The organism is Devosia sp. J20-27, assembly GCF_055808595.1.
This window is the reverse complement of record NZ_CM147875.1, coordinates 2452781-2469381: the sequence shown is the minus strand read 5'-3', so window position 1 is coordinate 2469381 and position 16601 is coordinate 2452781. Positions and strand designations below refer to the sequence as shown.

Below are 16601 nucleotides of genomic sequence, written 5' to 3'. Positions count from 1 at the left end.
TAGGAAATTTTGCGTTGCTCAAGCAGCTTTTGATCTCGTTTGTCGTCCTCGTGGCAGCGGCAGCTGCCTATGTGTTCCTGGTTCCCGGCGCGACGCAGACGCTCGAGGGGCTTGGGGTCACCTTGCCGGCATTTGCCGCCTCGACGCCGGAGGCTGCCACACCGGCGACAGGCGGAGCCCAGGCCGGCAACCGCCCGGCCGGTGGCGGCGCCGGCGGACGCGGCGGCCGTGGCAACCGCACGATGATCGTGCTCACCGCGCCGGTAAAGACAGCGACCATCAATGACAGCCTGACTGCCATCGGCGAAGGCACGGCCAAGCAGTCGGTCACCGTCATGGCGCCGTCCAGCGGCACGCTCGAACAACTGCTGGTGCAGCCGGGTCAATCGATCGAGGCCGGAGCCGTCATCGGCCGGCTCGACGCCGATGCCGAGCAGATCGCCTACGAGCGCGCCCTCGTCGCCCAGCAGGATGCCGACGCAGCGCTGAGCCGGACGCAGGAACTGGCCAAGGCCAATTCCGCCACGACGGTGCAGATCAATGCCGCCCAGCTGGCGGCCACCAATGCCCAACTGGCCACCAAGACCGCCAGGCTGGCGCTCGACCGGCGCACCATTACCTCGCCGATCGCCGGCACCGTCGGACTGTTCCAGGTCAGCGCCGGCAATCAGGTGAGCGCGCAGAGCGTGGTCACCACCATCGAGGACACCTCCGGGATCGTCATCAGCTTCTGGGTGCCGGAACGCTATTCCGGTCTGATCGCCCCTGGTATGGGCGTAGAGACATCGGCCGTCGCCCTGCCCGGCCGCACCATTCCGGGCACGGTCAGCGCCATCGACAATCGCATCGATCCGGCCAGCCGCACCCTCAAGGTGCAGGCCGAAGTGGCCAATCCCGACAATCGCCTGCGCCCCGGCATGTCCTTCTCGGTCGCCCTGAGTTTTCCCGGCGAGGAGTTCCCCAGCGTTGATCCGCTGGCCATCCAGTGGTCGTCCGACGGCGCCTATCTCTGGCGCTATGCCGACGGCAAGGTGACGCGCGTCAATGTCGAGATCATCCAGCGCAATTCCGACGGCGTGCTGGTGCAGGGCGAACTGAGCCCGGCCGACCAGGTGGTGATCGAAGGCGTGCAGCAGCTCAGCGAAGGCGCCAGCGTCAGTCTGCTCGACGGCGCGGTGGCCGAGGCAGGCGACGGACGTCAGGGCGGCCGCCCGGGTGGAGAACCTGCGGGAGAGGCGGCGCCTGCGGACGGAACGCGGCCGCAGGGCCAGCGGCCGGGCGGTGGCCAGGGTGGCCAGCGGCCGGCGCAGTCGGGGAATGGGTCGTGACCGCGGTCGGCCTCACCCCCCTCCCCAGCCCTCCCCGGAAGGGGGAGGGAGTCCGCCTGAACTTCTGGCATGATCGTGCCCGCCACACGGAACGGCACCTCCCCCCTTGCGGGGGAGGATGGGAATGGCGTTGCCCTCGACCCGAACCCAGGGGAGCCCGCTGATGTCGATCCAGACGCAAAACGAACGCGGCGGGGTGCTGGCGGCCCTGTTCGTCAGGCGACCGGTCCTCACCATCGTCGTCAACGCCCTCATCATTGTCGCCGGTCTGGCGGCTTTTTTTGGCGTCGAGGTCCGCGAACTGCCCAGCGTCGAGCGGCCGACGATCTCGATCAACACCACGTTCAGCGGCGCCTCGGCGGAAACCGTCGATCGCGAGATCACCGCCGAGGTGGAAGGCGCCGTCGCCCGTGTGCAGGGCGTTACCTCGCTCTCGTCCAGTTCGTCCTACGGCCGCAGCCGCATCACCCTGACGTTCTCCGACAGCACCAACCTCGATAGCGCTACCTCCGACATCCGTGATGCGCTCAGCCGGATCACCAACCGCCTGCCCGATTCCGCCGGCACGCCCACCATCATCAAGGCCGACGCCGACGCCCAGGCCATCATCCAGCTGGCGGTCACCTCCGACACGCTCGACAAGGGCGCCCTCACGACGCTGGTGGAAGACGTGATCGCCGAGCGGCTGGCGGCCGTTCCCGGCGTCGCCGACGTGCAGATCAACGGCAGCCAGCAGAACGTCTTCCAGATCGATGTCGACCAGGTGAAGCTGGCAAGCCTCGGCCTCACCGTCGCCGATATCCGCAGTGCGCTGTCTTCGATCGGTTTCGACAGCCCGGCCGGTTCGCTCAACGGCACCAACCAGAACATTGCCATCCGCGCCGTCGCCGAGGTCAACACCCCCGCCGAGATGGAAGCCCTCACCATCAAGGGCCGCACCAAGCTCGGCGATGTGGCCTCGGTGGTCTTCGGCCCCACCTCCTCGACCAGCGGCCTGCGCAGCGACGGCAAGTCCGGCATCGGGCTGGGCATCGTGCGGCAGGCGCAATCCAATACGGTGCAGATCTCCGAAGGCATCAAGAAGGCGGTGGCCGACCTCGAAGGCTCAATCCCGCCCGGCGTCAATGTCCGCATCTCGTCCGACGACTCCGTCTTCATTTCCGGCGCCATTCACGAGGTCGAGCGCTCGCTGCTGATTGCCGTGTGCGGCGTCGTCGCCATCATCTTCCTCTTCCTGCTCGACTGGCGCGCCACGCTGATCCCCGCCATCACCATGCCGGTGGCGCTGATCGGCACCGTTGCCGGAATCTATGCTTTCGGCTTCTCGCTCAACATCCTGACATTGCTCGCGCTTGTGCTGGCGACCGGGCTCGTCGTCGACGACGGCATCGTCGTGCTCGAAAACATCACGCGACGACGATCCATGGGCCTCGGCCCGCGCGCAGCCGCCGTGCTTGGCACCCAGGAGGTGTTCTTTGCGGTGATCGCCACCACGGTGACGCTGGCGGCGGTGTTCATCCCGCTCTCCTTCCTCCCCGGCCAGACCGGGCGGCTGTTCCGCGAATTCGGCTTCACGCTGGCGATCGCAGTGTTTCTCTCCTCGATCGTGGCGCTGTCGCTGGCGCCGATGCTCGCCTCGCGCCTGCTCAAGCCGCATGTCGAGCGCAAGCCCAACGCCATCCAGCGTTTCGGATCGCTGCTGGCCGGCTTCTACGGCCGGCTGTTGCGACTGGCGCTGGATTTCCCGCTGGTGGTGATCGTCATCTCGCTGCTCTTTGCCCTCTCGGCCTGGCAGATCTTCGGCACGCTGCGCCAGGAACTCACGCCAGCCGAGGATCGCTCGGCCATCTTCATTCGCGTGTCGGCCCCCAATACCGTCAGCCTCGATTTCACCCGCACCCAGATGCAGAAGATCGAGACCATGCTGACGCCCTATCGCGACAGCGGCGAGGCGACGAGCGTCTTCTCGATCTCCGGCTTCGGCTCGAGCACCAGTTCGGGCTTCATCGTCATGACGCTGGCGCCGTGGGAAGAGCGCAGCCGCAGCCAGCAGCAGATCGCCACCGAAATCCAGGACATGCTGCAATATGTCCCCGGTGTGCGCGCCAATATCGGCCAGTCCAACTCGCTGGGCATTCGCGGCGGCGGTTCGGGGCTGCAGTTCGGACTTGTCGGCGACAACTACCAGCGGCTTGCCGCAGCGGCCGAGGAAGTGAAGGCCGAACTCGAAAAAGACGAGAAATGGGGCCGCGTCTCGGTCAATTACGAGACCACGCAGCCGCAGATGACGCTCACCGTCGACCGCGACAAGGCGGCGGCGCTGGGCGTCGATATCAATGGCCTCTCCAACACCATGCAGGCCATGATCGACGGCTCGGACGTCGGCACGGTGTTCATCAACGACCAGAGCTACCCGGTGCAGATGCTCTCGACCTCCAGCCCGGTCAATGACCCCGGCGACCTGGAGTCGATCTTCATCCGCACCAGCGATGGCCGCTACGTGCCGATGTCCACCATTGCCTCGATTGAGGAAGCGCCGATCGCGCCATCGCTGGGCCGCGAACAGCAGCGCCGCGCCGTCAAGGTGACGGCAAGCCTCAGCGACGGCTTTGCCATCGGCGACGCCTATAACCAGGCGCTGGACATCGCCCGGCCCTTCCTGCCCGAGGGCGCCGGCATCATCCCGCTGGCCGAGGCCCAGACCATCGGCGAGAACAACCAGGGCCTGCTGATCACCTTCGGCTTTGCGCTGGTGGTGATCCTGCTGGTGCTGGCGGCGCAGTTCGAAAGCGTCTGGAGCGCCATCATCGTCATGGCGACAGTGCCCTTCGGGCTGGCTTGTGCGGTGTTCGCGCTGTTCGTCACCGGGGTGACGCTCAATGTCTACAGCCAGATCGGGCTGATACTGGTCGTCGGCATCATGGCCAAGAACGGCATTCTGATCGTCGAATTCGCCAACCAGCTGCGTGACCGGGGCCAGACGGTGCGCGAGGCGATCGAGAACTCGGCCAATATCCGCCTGCGGCCGGTGATCATGACCATGATCTCGACGGTCCTGGGCGGCGTGCCGCTGATCCTTGCCGGCGGCGCCGGCTCGGAGGCGCGTGCGGCGCTGGGTTGGGTGATGGTTGGCGGGCTCGGCTTTGCCACTCTGCCGACGCTGTTCCTGACGCCGATTGCCTATCTGCTGCTGGCGCGCTTCTCCAAGCCCAAGGCCGAAGAGGAGGCCCGCCTGCAGCGCGAGCTCGATGCGGCCGACGGCACGCCGGCCCCTGCCCCGGCGGAATAGACACGCCAACGGCGCGACCCGCGTGGATCGCGCCGTCTTGCTTTGCAGAACATTAGTAGACGTAGACCGTCAGGTCATCGCCGGACTGGTCCGCCGCCAGCACATCGCTCGGCTGGTAGCTCGGCTCCAGCGCGGCGCTGAGATCGGCATCGGCGGCAATCGCCGATTGCAACCGGCCGATATTGGCATCAGCCGCGAGGGCCGCCTGCACCCGGCTGCTGGCGCCCGCACAGAGGTTGATCGGCACGATCTGCACCTGCTCGACGGCCTGCAGCCTGGCGCTGATCTGCGCCGAATAGGCATTCCGGTCGAGAAGGTGCGCGATCTGCGCATCATTGGGGGAGAAGCAGCCGCCGGCACCTCCGGCACCTGCCGTCGCCACCCGGACCGCCTTTCCAGTTGCGCCCGGCTGCACGCCGTCGGCGCCGTCGCCCGTATTGGAGCCGACGCCGGTACCGCCATCCGCGCCGTCATCACCGCCACCCGTGCTGCCCGTACCAAAGAGATCGAGACCGACATCCTGGCCGGAGCCGAAGAGGCTGGCCGTCACATCATCTTCGCCATCCCCGCCAATGGCCGGCAGCAGGGCGCCGCGCGCACCCAGACCGGCCTCCACATCGGCCACCGCTCCGTCGGCGCCGAAGAGATCGACCACGGCACCGTTGCGCTCTGCGTCATTGCCCAGTTTGACGTTGGCCGTCGCGGCATTGGTCGTACCGGTCGAACCGGTCGTCACGTCCAGCAGATCATCGCCGCCAACCTTCGCCTGGACGCCGCCGCTGCTGGAGCCGCCCGAGCCGGTGGACAGGCTGACGCCGCCACCGCCGATATTGAGTGAAACTGCGCCGGCCAGACTCGGAACCAGCGCCAGGGAGATCGCCACGCCTGTAAGTTCAAATGTCCTGAACATCGTTCAAAGCTCCTTGTTCTGTTATCGCGATGTATTCGCAATAGAGTTCAGAGACGAACCAATGTCGGTAACTGGAAGATGTTTCGAGCTGATCGGCAGGATGGTTGCAGGGAGCTCACGAACTCACCTGCAATTTTAGACGTACGCGAGTAGCCACAAAAAAAAGACGCGAGGCCGAAGCCCCGCGTCTCCTTCGGGTCTACCCACAAGGGAGCGTCAGCCCTTGCAGATATCCGCCGATCGTTTGGCGTCGCGACCGCGTCGCGCGCCAAATTTATCGAACAGCTAGTCTTGATCGAAGATCGAGAGGATCAGCTGTCCGTCCTGATTGTTGTCGTTGGCCACAACGTCCCAAATGCCGAAGCTGTTCCGGGCCGGCCGCCGATTGATCACTGAATTGTTCTGCCATGATGCCACGTGCCGATCCGCGTCGCCGTCCGGCTCCACGGGGCGCGTCGTCGGCGACGCGGAAGCGAGTTCCGGCGCGGCACAAAGGGCAGCAACGAGAGAGACGGTCGTCGTGGTCTTCACTGCTGTTCTCCCGCAGCTGTCTATGGGGGTGCGTGGCGTTCGATGTCTGGTCAACGGGCGGTTGCGAAGCTGGTTCCCGCGCTCACGATCACTTCATCCACTTTTTTTGGAACACCGTGCAGCTAACTGATTCGGCAGCGAATCAGTTGGCGTGATTCACGACGCCGAGAGGTAGAGCGTGCCGCGCCCGTCGGCCTCGAGCACGATGCCGGCGACATTGCTGAGGCCGAAGCCGGCAGCAGCCAGCTTGTTCATCAGGACGCTGTTGGCGGCGATGGCGGCGCGTTCCGGCGATTCCAGACCGTCGGGATCGGCGCACACCATCATCAGCCGGATATCGTCGCCCTCGTCCACGGCGAGGATCTGATCAACACTGAGATTGGAGACGATCACCCCGCTGCAATCGGTGGACGCAACCCTGAACTGGCGCACCGCCTCGCTCTCGGCAGCATCGAGTAGACCGTTGCCATTCGGATCGAGGATGAGGCCGCGGATGTCCTGGCCGTCGGCACCACCGACGCTCACGGTTTCGAGCACCGGCACGGCCGCACCGGTCGCGGGAACATCCTGAGCCACCGCCGGCACGGTGGCGGCCAGGAACGCAAGGACGGGGACAATGCGCATACGAGCTCTCCTGCTGTCTCAGGCGAGAACGGAGGGCGCTGGCATCGGTTGCAGGGCATTATGCAAAACCCCGCGCCATGTTTCAGGCACGGGGTCGAGGCGTCGGTGCAAACAACCTCTGCCGGAAGTGAACTTCCGGTGACTCATTGCTTATCCGAGGAAATGCGTCGCGTCACGCGGGCGATGCATCCGGCATATTGCAGCACAATTATTGCTCAGTTTCACCGCACGGTATGCAGATGATTAAAAATTACGCAACACGCGGCAATGGTGCACAGAGAACCGGCACGACCTTGCTCCGTGGTGAGGGCCCCGCAGCCGCCTTCACGTCCGCCCGGTCGCTCTTAGGTCATTTGAATCAAACGCTTAAGCATTAGCGGCAAGTGCTGGCACGGGCTTTGCAATTACTCCGGCGGTGCAAACAACCAACTGTCGGAGGTAGATATGACAAGAGTACACCGCATGATGGCCGGAATGGGCCTGGGGGTCGCGATGGCTCTGGGCGCAGCCGCGCCTGCAATTTCTCAAGACGATACGATCAAGGTCGGCGTCCTCCATTCGCTGTCGGGCACGATGGCGATTTCGGAGACCACGCTGAAGGACACGATGCTGTTCCTCATCGACGAGCAGAACAAGAAGGGTGGTCTGCTCGGCAAGCAACTCGAGGCCGTTGTGGTCGACCCCGCTTCCGACTGGCCGCTGTTTGCCGAAAAGGCACGCGAGCTGATTTCGGTCGGCAAGGTCGCTGCCGTGTTCGGATGCTGGACATCGGTGAGCCGCAAGTCGGTGCTGCCGGTCTTCAAGGAGCTCAACTCGATCCTCTTCTACCCCGTCCAGTACGAGGGTGAGGAATCCGAGCGCAACGTGTTCTACACCGGCGCCGCTCCCAACCAGCAGGCCATTCCCGCCGTCGACTATCTGATGGCAGAAGAAGGCGTCGAGCGCTGGGTTCTCGCCGGCACCGACTATGTCTATCCGCAGACGACCAACAAGATCCTTGAGCAGTACCTCATGGACAAGGGCGTCGCCAAGGAAGACATCATGATCAACTACACGCCGTTCGGTCATTCCGATTGGCAGACGATCGTCTCCGACATCAAGGCCTTCGGCTCGGCCGGCAAGAAGACCGCCGTGGTGTCGACCATCAACGGCGACGCCAACGTGCCGTTCTACAAGGAACTCGCCAACCAGGGCATCAAGGCCGAGGACATCCCGGTCGTCGCCTTCTCGGTCGGTGAAGAAGAACTGGCTGGTTTCGACACCGGCCCGCTCGTCGGTCACCTCGCCGCCTGGAACTACTTCCAGTCCGTCGATACCCCCGAGAACGCTGAGTTCATCGCCGCCTGGCGCGAATATATCGGCAACCCCGATCGCGTCACCAACGACCCGATGGAAGCCCACGTGATCGGCTTCAACCTCTGGGTCCAGGCCGTCGAGAAGGCCGGCACCACCGATACCGATGCCGTGCTCGACGCCATCATCGGCCTCGAAACCCCGAACCTGACTGGCGGCATCGCCAAGATGCTCCCGAACCACCACATCACCAAGCCCGTGCTGATCGGTGAAATCCAGGCCGACGGTCAGTTCGAAGTCGTGTCCGAGAGCGAACTCGTCCCGGGCGATGCCTGGTCCGACTTCCTGCCGGAATCCAAGATGATCGAGGCCGACTGGACCGCTCCGATCAACTGCGGCAACTACAACACCGAGACCAAGGCCTGCTCTTCGGGCGCCATGTAAGCGACGCTTCCGAGCTTCTGCGAAGGCGGCTCTGCCGCCTTCGCTCTCCGACCCGACGAACCTGCCGAGGCCAAAAATGAACGCGAAGCACTTCTTCCAGTCCCTTGCGCTCTTTCTTGCCCTTCTTGTACCCGCGCTCCTTGTGCAGCCGGCCCTGGCCCAGACCGATGACGCCACCCTTTCGGCGCTGGTCGACGCCCTGGCTCCGGGCGGCTTCAAGGACCGCGAGGCCGCCGCCGCCGCACTCGGCGCCACCGGCGATCCGCGCGCCGTTCCCGTGCTGCGGACGCTGCTCAACGGCGATCTCTATGCCACCAAGTCCGAGGGCAAGGTGGTCCTGCTCGAGGGCAAGACCGCTTCCGACCCGGTGACCGGCGCCGAACTGGGTGAATTTGCCTCCAGCGATCTCGACAAGGTCAAGGTCAACAACGGCCTGCGCCGCAGCCTGCGCACCATCATCGGCCAGATGACGCTGATGTCGCCGCGGCGCGACGTGCGCCTGGTCGCCGCACAGTCGATCCTCAAGGACGCCAATCCCGACAATCTCGAACTGCTCGACGGCGCCCTCGCCGAAGAGACCGACGGCGAGATCAAATCGGTGATGGAAACGGCGCGCGCCGCCATCATCCTCAAGACCGACGCGTCGGTCGACGACAAGACCGCGGCCGCCACGATCGTTGCCGAGCGGGCCGGACGCGATGCTGTCACCATCCTCACCGGTGCCCTCGCCACGGCGCCCGACAGCCTGAAGGCGACCCTGCAAGCCAAGATCGACGAACTGAACCGCAACCAGGCCGTCTGGGGCGTGGCCCAGAATGTCGTCTACGGCATCTCGCTCGGCTCGGTGCTGCTGCTGGCGGCCATCGGCCTTGCCATCACCTTCGGCGTCATGGGCGTCATCAACATGGCCCACGGTGAAATGGTCATGCTGGGCGCCTACACCACCTATGTCGTGCAGGAAGTGATCCGGCAGAATTTCCCGGGCCTTTTCGACTGGTCGCTGGCCATCGCCCTGCCCCTCGCCTTTCTCTTTACCGCACTGGTGGGCATCGCCATCGAGCGCAGCATCATCCGCTGGCTCTACGGCCGCGCGCTGGAAACCCTGCTCGCCACCTGGGGCGTGTCGCTGATCCTGCAGCAGGCCGTACGCACCATATTCGGGCCGACCAACCGTGAAGTCGGCAATCCGAGCTGGATGTCGGGGTCGTTCGACCTGGGTGGCCTTGCCATCACCTGGAACCGCTTCTGGATCGTGCTCTTTGCCATCGCTGTCTTCCTCGCCCTGCTCGCCGTGCTCAAGCGCACGCCGCTCGGCCTGCAGATGCGCGCCGTCACCCAGAACCGGCGCATGGCCTCGTCCATGGGCATCCGCACCCCGTTCGTCGATGCCATGACCTTCGGCCTCGGCTCGGGTATTGCCGGCCTCGCCGGCGTGGCCCTCAGCCAGATCGACAACGTCTCCCCCAACCTCGGGCAAAACTACATCATCGACAGTTTCATGGTCGTGGTGTTCGGCGGCGTCGGCAACCTCTGGGGCACGCTGGTCGGCGCCCTGACCATTGGCGTCGCCAACAAGTTCCTCGAACCGTTCGCCGGCGCCGTGGTCGCCAAGATCCTGATCCTCGTGCTCATCATCCTCTTCATCCAGCGCCGGCCGCGTGGCCTGTTTGCGCTCAAAGGCCGGGCTATCGAACAATGATTTCCCAGATGCTGTTCCGGGCCCTCGACAAGAATGCCATCTGGATCGTTGCGGTGCTGGTCGCCGTTGCCATCGCCGTTCCGCTTGCCAATCTGGTGATCCCCGCAGGCCACCCGCTGCACGTACCCAGCTATGCCGTGCCGCTGTTCGGCAAGTACCTGAACTATGCGCTGCTGGCGCTGGCACTCGACCTCGTCTGGGGCTATTGCGGCATTCTCTCGCTGGGCCACGGCGCCTTCTTCGCGCTCGGCGGCTACGCCATGGGCATGTACCTGATGCGCCAGATCGGCACCCGCGGCGTCTACGCCAACCCGGTGCTGCCCGACTTCATGGTGTTCCTCAACTACAAGGACCTGCCCTGGTACTGGCTGGGCTTCGACATGTTCTGGTTCGCCATGCTGATGGTGCTCGTGGTGCCGGGGCTGCTGGCCTTCGTGTTCGGCTGGTTCGCCTTCCGCAGCCGCGTCACCGGCGTCTATCTCTCGATCATCACCCAGGCGATGACCTACGCCCTGCTGCTCGCTTTCTTCCGCAACGATTTCGGCTTTGGCGGCAATAACGGCCTCACCGATTTCAAGGATATCCTCGGCATCAACATCCAGGCCGATTCCACCCGCGCCACGCTTTTTGCCCTCTCGGCGATCGTGCTGGCCATCTCGGTGCTGATCTGCTCGATGATCGTCAACTCCAAGCTCGGCAAGGTGATGGTGGCGGTGCGCGATGCCGAGAGCCGCACCCGCTTCCTCGGCTGGCGTCCCGAGAACGTCAAGCTCTTCGCCTTCGTCGTCTCGGCCGTCATGGCCGGTGTCGCCGGCGCCCTCTACGTGCCGCAGGTCGGCATCATCAATCCGGGCGAGTTCGCGCCGGAGAATTCGATCGAGGCGGTGATCTGGGTGGCCGTCGGCGGCCGCGGCACCATCCTCGGCCCGATCATCGGCGCCGTGCTGGTCAACATGGGCAAGAGCTTCTTCACCGGCGCACTGCCCGAATACTGGCTCTTCGCGCTGGGCGGCCTCTTCGTCTTCGTCACCCTCTTCCTGCCCAAGGGCATTGTCGGCCTCGTCGGCCAGATCCGCGCCGGCACCGCCAAGCGCAACTCCACCGCGCTGGATGCGCAGAGCGCCGCCGCCGAAGCCGGCGAGGATCCGAAAACCCTGCCCCAGGCCAAGCCCTCACCGGAGCCCGCCGAATGACCGACAAGTCAGGCACCATGCTCTATCTGAACGGCGTCTCCGTCTCGTTCGACGGTTTCAAGGCGCTGAACAGCCTCTCGATCATCGTCCACCCCAACGAGATGCTGGCGATCATCGGCCCCAACGGCGCCGGCAAGACCACGATGATGGACATCATCACCGGCAAGACCCGGCCCGACGACGGCGAGGTGCTGTTTGACGGCCGCACCGATCTGACCAAGCTCGACGAGGCGACCATCGCCAATCTCGGCATCGGCCGGAAATTCCAGAAGCCGACAGTGTTCGAGAGCCATACCGTCTGGGACAATCTCGAACTGGCGCTGAAAAAGCCGCGCAACGTGCTGGCGGCCCTGACCTATGTCGCGGCCAATGACGACATCGAGCGCATCGACCAGATTCTCGACACCATCCGGCTCGCCGGCCGCAAGGGCGAACTCGCCGCCGGTCTGAGCCACGGCCAGAAGCAATGGCTCGAAATCGGCATGTTGCTGGCGCAGGACCCCAAACTGCTGCTGGTCGACGAACCCGTGGCCGGCATGACCGACAGCGAGACGGTCGAAACCGCCAAGCTGCTCAAGGACATTGCCCGGACCCGTTCCGTCGTGGTTGTCGAGCACGACATGAGCTTTGTCCGTGCGCTCGACACCCGCGTCACCTGCCTCGCCGAAGGCACTGTGCTGGCCGAAGGCTCGCTCGATCAGGTGAGCGCCAACCCCATCGTCATCGAAAGGTATCTCGGCCGATGAGTTCCACCCTCACAATTCGCGCCATCGACCTGCACTACGGGGCGGCGCAGGCGCTGCGGGGCATCACCGTCGAGTGCAAGCCCAACCGCATCACCGCGGTGCTGGGGCGCAATGGCGTGGGCAAGAGTTCGACGCTGCGCGCCGTCACCGGCGTCAACAATGTCTCGTCGGGCCAGATCGTCTTCGACAATGAAGTGCTCAAGAAAGCCCCGCCCTACAAGCGCGCCCGCATGGGCATCGGCTATGTGCCGCAGGGCCGCGAGATCTTCCCGCTGCTCACGGTCAAGGAAAACCTCGAAACCGGCTATGCCGGGCTGAAGGGCTCCGACAAGAACATCCCGGCATTCATCTTCGACCTCTTCCCGGTGCTGAAATCCATGCTCGGCCGGCGCGGCGGCGATCTGTCGGGCGGCCAGCAGCAGCAGCTCGCCATCGGCCGGGCGCTGGTGACCCGCCCCAAGGTGCTGGTGCTGGACGAACCCACCGAAGGCATCCAGCCCTCGATCATCAAGGATATCGGCCGCGCCCTGCAGTTCCTGCGCGACGAAAAGGGCATGACCATCCTGCTGGTCGAGCAATATCTGGACTTCTGCCGCGAGATCGCCGACGACATCTACGTCATGGATCGCGGCGAGATCATGCATTCCGGTCCCGCCAGCGACCTCGACCTGCCCGAGGTGCGTCGTCACCTGATGGTATAGCGGTGGAGCCCGAAAGGAGGACCTCATGGTGAGCCTGTCGATCCACGAGGTCTGGAACCACCGGCCATGAATGCCCTCGCCCCGCCCCTCAGACTGCAGCGCGCCCGCGGCGACGGGCGGCTGACGGCGCGCTTTGACGGCAACCGCACCCGCATCGACGCCCTCTACCAGGACGGTTGCGCCAAGATCCGCCTGCCCAATACCCATGATGCGTCACTGCAGGCGGTGCTGATCAATACCGCCGGCGGACTGACCGGCGGTGACGAAATCGGCTGGACGGTCGACGCCGATGCCGGGGCCAGCGTGGTCATCACCACCCAGGCCTGCGAGCGCGTCTACCGCTCGCTTGGCGACGATGCCCAGGTCCGCAACAAGCTGCATGTCGGCCCCGGCGCCCGGCTCGACTGGCTGCCGCAGGAAACCATCCTCTTTGATAGCGCCAGACTCGATCGCACGCTCGATGTCGACCTCGCCGACGGCGCCTCGCTCTGCGCCGTCGAGGCCGTCCTGCTCGGCCGCGAGGCCATGGGCGAAGCGGCCCGCAACGCCATGCTGCGCGACAACTGGCGCATCCGCCGCAACGGCCGGCTGGTGCATGCCGAGGCAACGCTGCTCTCGGCCGACCCGCTCGAACGCGACTCGCTGTCGCTGCTCGATGGCGCCCTGGCCTTTGCCACGGTGCTGCTGGTGGGGCCCGACGCCGAGCGCAAGCTCGCGCCGGTTCGCGCCCTGCTCGCCGGTCGCTGTGGCGTCAGTCTCATCGGCGACCGGCTGATCGTGCGCGCCATTGCCGATTCCGGGCTTGCGCTGCGGCGGATCATCGGGCCCATTATTGCAGAACTCTCCGGCGCCGGCTCGCTGCCGCGCCTCTGGCACCTCTAGGACACTGATATGAACCTGACGCCCCGCGAAAAGGACAAACTGCTGATCGCCATGGCAGCGATCGTCGCACGCAAGAGGCTGGAGCGCGGCGTCAAGCTGAACCATCCCGAGGCCATTGCACTGATCACCGACTTTGTCGTCGAGGGCGCCCGCGACGGCCGCTCTGTCGCCGACCTGATGGAAGCCGGCGCCCATGTGGTGAGCCGCGCCCAGGTCATGGAGGGCATCGCCGAAATGATCCCCGACGTACAGGTCGAAGCCACCTTCCCCGACGGCACCAAACTCGTCACCGTCCACGAACCGATCCGGTGAAATCATGATCCCAGGCGAAGTCATCACCCAGGCCGGCGATATCGAGCTCAATGCCGGCGCCAGCCAGATCACGCTGGAAGTCGCCAATACCGGCGACCGCCCGATCCAGGTCGGCTCGCACTACCATTTCTTCGAAACCAATAATGCCCTGAGTTTCGACCGCGCCGCGACACGCGGCATGCGGCTCGACATCGCCGCCGGCACCGCCGTGCGCTTCGAGCCGGGGCAGAAGCGCGAAGTCAGGCTCGTGCCGCTTGGCGGCAAGCGCGAAGTCTATGGCTTCCAGCAGAAGATCATGGGTGCGCTCTAGCCCCGCAAACGACTGCGGACCGGATGCTGTCGCATCCGATCCGCAATGTCAGACCTGGGCCTGAGATCAGTTCCGGACGTAGAGGGTAACGTCCGAAGAAAATTCGCCGGTGACACCGATCACGTCGGCAATCTCGGCACCGTAGGCTTCAAGCTGGGCTGCCACCGACTTGTTCTGCATGATCCGTGCATGCAGCGTGCCGAGATCGACCTGCTGCATCACGCGGCCGTTCGAGGCCAGCAGGATGTTATCGGAATTGCCCGAAACGGTGGTGATCGAAACCGTGGAGGCCGAGCTCAGCGCATCGATGCTGCTGGCGAGAGTGGCAGAGGCGCCCGAGACGGACAGGACGGCGGCGAGTGCGAGGGTGGTGAACTTGTTCATCGGGTATTCCAATCTTTTTATCTGACGCTCTTGTTGAACGCAGCAGTAGCTACGGCCCTGTTTCAGCATCAGTTTCGGATTGGCCGATCACACTAATGTGCCACCGGGCGATGCAACCTTATCGGTTGTCGACGTAGAGCATCGCCGTGCCGTCATTGGTGGTGGTGAGGAAGACCACATCCTCCAGCGCCTCGTGGTGGATGCCCAGAGCCTTCATCGCCAGACGGTTCTGGCCGATGATGGCGCGCAGATACCGGAGGACACCCGCTCGGCTGGCAATGGTCCGGTCGAGGACAGCGCTGTCCGATCCGGCGATCTGGGTCAGCCGGGTGACATAGACCGATTGCGCCCGATCGAGATTGTCGAGATCGGCGCTGAAATCGGCGACGCGCAGCGCGGTGATCAGATTGCCGACATCCATCACATATTGCGCCGACGCCGGCGGGGTCGCCATCATAAGCCCGACGATCAGGAGGGCAAAAAGCCGTTTCAGCATGGCAGATGTCCAGTTCGGGCTTGCACTGTCACCCCGTTTATTGTGTGTGGCACCGATGAACAGAGGCGGAAGGTGACGATGGCCACCAAGGAAGAAGAGTTCAAGCAGCGTTTCGTCGCGGTCCTCATGGACCTGCAGGAAAACGGCAAGAACGACCCCGAAGTCATGTGGCTGATCGGCAGTCTCGCATGCGAGATCGTCGAGAAATCCAACAAGGCCAAGTGGGCCGAGTTCAAATCGACCATGGCCCAGCAGACCTATTCAAAGCTGCTCACCGACTTCGAACAGGAAGGCAACCGGCAGTATCGCGAGGGCGACCAGAAGAAGGCCTACGCCATCCAGGTGCTGGCCATCTCGCTGATAGCCTACACCCAGAAGGATGAGCAGATGCGCGCCGGGGACAAGATCCTCGACGAGCTGATTGAAATGACGATCCACGTCTACCGTCAGAACCGCCAGCCGAAGCCGGCCGTCAACTAGGGCGTCGGGATCGGCGGCAGCGACCTTAGGTACAGCACGATGGCCTCGAGGTCTTCGTGCTTCATCTGGGCGTAGAGCGGGAACGGCATCGGGCCGGTGAGCTGGGTGCCATCGGGTTCGACGCCAGTGGTGATCGTGGTGATGATCCCCTCGTCGGAGTGCTCGCCGATACCTTCGGGCGTGATGTTGGACGACACCACCGTGCCCCACGGACCTTCGAACGGATTGCCGCCAGCCCCCAGCAGTGTCTCGAACTGCGGCCTGCCCTGCGCGTCGAACTTGGTGTGGCAGACGATGCAATGGCCCAAGGGACCGGCAAGATACTGCCCGTATTCCACCGTCACGCCTTCCGCAACGCTGGCCACCGAGGTGACCGGCGGGCCGTACGCGGGGGGCAGCGGGATATTGTAGGTCGACTTGCCGGGATCGCCCTCCACCGCCGGAACAGTGCGCAGATAGGCGACGATCGAATTGAGATCGTCGTCGGAAATGCCGTGATAGACCTCGAACGGCATGGGCGGCCCGATCAGCGAGCCATCGGGGCGAATGCCCTCGCGAATGGCTTTGGCCAGTTCGGCGTCGCTCCATGTCGAGATTTCTCCGGCCGGTGTGATATTGGCCGCGATGGCGGTGAACTGCTCGTTCTGCTCGACCAGCCGCCCGCTGAGCGACTTGCTTTGATCGAACCCCTGTGGGCCGATCGGCGTGTGACAGCTGCCACAGGCCATGATGGTGTTGACCAGATAGTCGCCGCGCTCCACCGACGCGCCGTGCGCCGCACCGGCAAGACCGGAAACGCCAAGCAAGAGAACTGCCGCAATCAGTTTCATCTCATCCTCCAAAATGCCCACCGCATGCGGCATTCTGTAGCACCAGTCGTATGATTTTCGAATGACATTTTGGGTGGCGGCACCCCACGGCCAAAAACTGCCTGACAGGTCGGCATTTCGCTGGACAGCCTCAATCTTAGGCGATTGAA

At 64.4% G+C, this 16601-nt stretch carries 17 protein-coding genes; 11 read left to right on the top strand and 6 right to left on the bottom strand.

Features of this window, described 5'->3' with window-relative positions; all coding sequences use genetic code 11:
* Positions 1-14 precede the first annotated feature (14 nt).
* Entirely contained in the window at positions 15-1328 is a 1314-nt protein-coding gene (locus AC0L4C_RS12150) for an efflux RND transporter periplasmic adaptor subunit (protein WP_473399861.1), read from the top strand.
* 163 nt (positions 1329-1491) lie between these two features.
* Positions 1492-4617 (top strand): efflux RND transporter permease subunit, encoded by a 3126-nt coding sequence (locus AC0L4C_RS12145; RefSeq protein ID WP_473399860.1) that lies wholly within the window; start codon positions 1492-1494, stop codon positions 4615-4617.
* Between the two features lie 52 nt (positions 4618-4669).
* Here AC0L4C_RS12145 and AC0L4C_RS12140 read toward each other — a convergent pair whose 3' ends face one another.
* The 3 genes from AC0L4C_RS12140 to AC0L4C_RS12130 form a co-directional block, all read right to left on the bottom strand.
* Entirely contained in the window at positions 4670-5527 is an 858-nt protein-coding gene (locus AC0L4C_RS12140; RefSeq protein ID WP_473399859.1) for a hypothetical protein, read from the bottom strand.
* Between the two features lie 285 nt (positions 5528-5812).
* Complete coding sequence (locus tag AC0L4C_RS12135; RefSeq protein WP_473399858.1) at positions 5813-6058, bottom strand: hypothetical protein; 246 nt, start codon at positions 6056-6058, stop codon at positions 5813-5815.
* A gap of 156 nt (positions 6059-6214) precedes the next feature.
* Positions 6215-6682, bottom strand: coding sequence for a hypothetical protein (locus tag AC0L4C_RS12130; protein ID WP_473399857.1), 468 nt, complete (start codon positions 6680-6682; stop codon positions 6215-6217).
* Between the two features lie 474 nt (positions 6683-7156).
* On the opposite strand from AC0L4C_RS12130, the gene urtA reads away from it, so the two are divergent.
* The 8 genes from urtA to AC0L4C_RS12090 all read left to right on the top strand — a co-directional run bounded on the left by urtA (position 7157) and on the right by AC0L4C_RS12090 (position 14262).
* A complete protein-coding gene (urtA, locus tag AC0L4C_RS12125) occupies positions 7157-8419 on the top strand; it encodes an urea ABC transporter substrate-binding protein (RefSeq protein WP_473403514.1) in 1263 nt (420 codons plus the stop codon).
* A gap of 76 nt (positions 8420-8495) precedes the next feature.
* Entirely contained in the window at positions 8496-10118 is a 1623-nt protein-coding gene (urtB, locus tag AC0L4C_RS12120; RefSeq protein WP_473399855.1) for an urea ABC transporter permease subunit UrtB, read from the top strand.
* Positions 10115-11311, top strand: a complete 1197-nt coding sequence (gene urtC / locus AC0L4C_RS12115) for an urea ABC transporter permease subunit UrtC (RefSeq protein ID WP_473399854.1) — start codon at positions 10115-10117, stop codon at positions 11309-11311. Before urtB ends, urtC begins: the two co-directional genes overlap by 4 nt.
* Positions 11308-12057 (top strand): urea ABC transporter ATP-binding protein UrtD, encoded by a 750-nt coding sequence (gene urtD, locus AC0L4C_RS12110; RefSeq protein WP_473399852.1) that lies wholly within the window; start codon positions 11308-11310, stop codon positions 12055-12057. Before urtC ends, urtD begins: the two co-directional genes overlap by 4 nt.
* Positions 12054-12758, top strand: coding sequence for an urea ABC transporter ATP-binding subunit UrtE (gene urtE, locus AC0L4C_RS12105; protein WP_473399851.1), 705 nt, complete (start codon positions 12054-12056; stop codon positions 12756-12758). The genes urtD and urtE overlap by 4 nt, the downstream gene beginning before the upstream one ends.
* A 66-nt stretch (positions 12759-12824) precedes the next feature.
* Positions 12825-13640 (top strand): urease accessory protein UreD, encoded by an 816-nt coding sequence (locus AC0L4C_RS12100; RefSeq protein WP_473399850.1) that lies wholly within the window; start codon positions 12825-12827, stop codon positions 13638-13640.
* A gap of 9 nt (positions 13641-13649) precedes the next feature.
* A complete protein-coding gene (locus tag AC0L4C_RS12095) occupies positions 13650-13952 on the top strand; it encodes an urease subunit gamma (protein ID WP_473399849.1) in 303 nt (100 codons plus the stop codon).
* 4 nt (positions 13953-13956) lie between these two features.
* Positions 13957-14262 (top strand): urease subunit beta, encoded by a 306-nt coding sequence (locus AC0L4C_RS12090; protein ID WP_473399848.1) that lies wholly within the window; start codon positions 13957-13959, stop codon positions 14260-14262.
* Between the two features lie 66 nt (positions 14263-14328).
* On the opposite strand, the gene AC0L4C_RS12085 is transcribed toward AC0L4C_RS12090, so the two are convergent.
* The gene (locus AC0L4C_RS12085) at positions 14329-14646 is read right to left on the bottom strand and encodes a hypothetical protein (RefSeq protein ID WP_473399847.1); all 318 of its coding nucleotides are present in this window, start codon (positions 14644-14646) and stop codon (positions 14329-14331) included.
* Positions 14647-14764: 118 nt separating this feature from the next.
* On the bottom strand, positions 14765-15142 hold the full coding sequence (locus AC0L4C_RS12080) for a hypothetical protein (RefSeq protein ID WP_473399846.1): 378 nt from the start codon (positions 15140-15142) through the stop codon (positions 14765-14767).
* Positions 15143-15220: 78 nt separating this feature from the next.
* Here AC0L4C_RS12080 and AC0L4C_RS12075 point away from each other — a divergent pair, with 78 nt between their 5' ends.
* Positions 15221-15622 (top strand): hypothetical protein, encoded by a 402-nt coding sequence (locus AC0L4C_RS12075; RefSeq protein ID WP_473399844.1) that lies wholly within the window; start codon positions 15221-15223, stop codon positions 15620-15622.
* On the opposite strand, the gene AC0L4C_RS12070 is transcribed toward AC0L4C_RS12075, so the two are convergent.
* Positions 15619-16452 (bottom strand): c-type cytochrome, encoded by an 834-nt coding sequence (locus AC0L4C_RS12070; RefSeq protein WP_473399842.1) that lies wholly within the window; start codon positions 16450-16452, stop codon positions 15619-15621. The genes AC0L4C_RS12075 and AC0L4C_RS12070 overlap by 4 nt on opposite strands.
* Positions 16453-16601 lie beyond the last annotated feature (149 nt).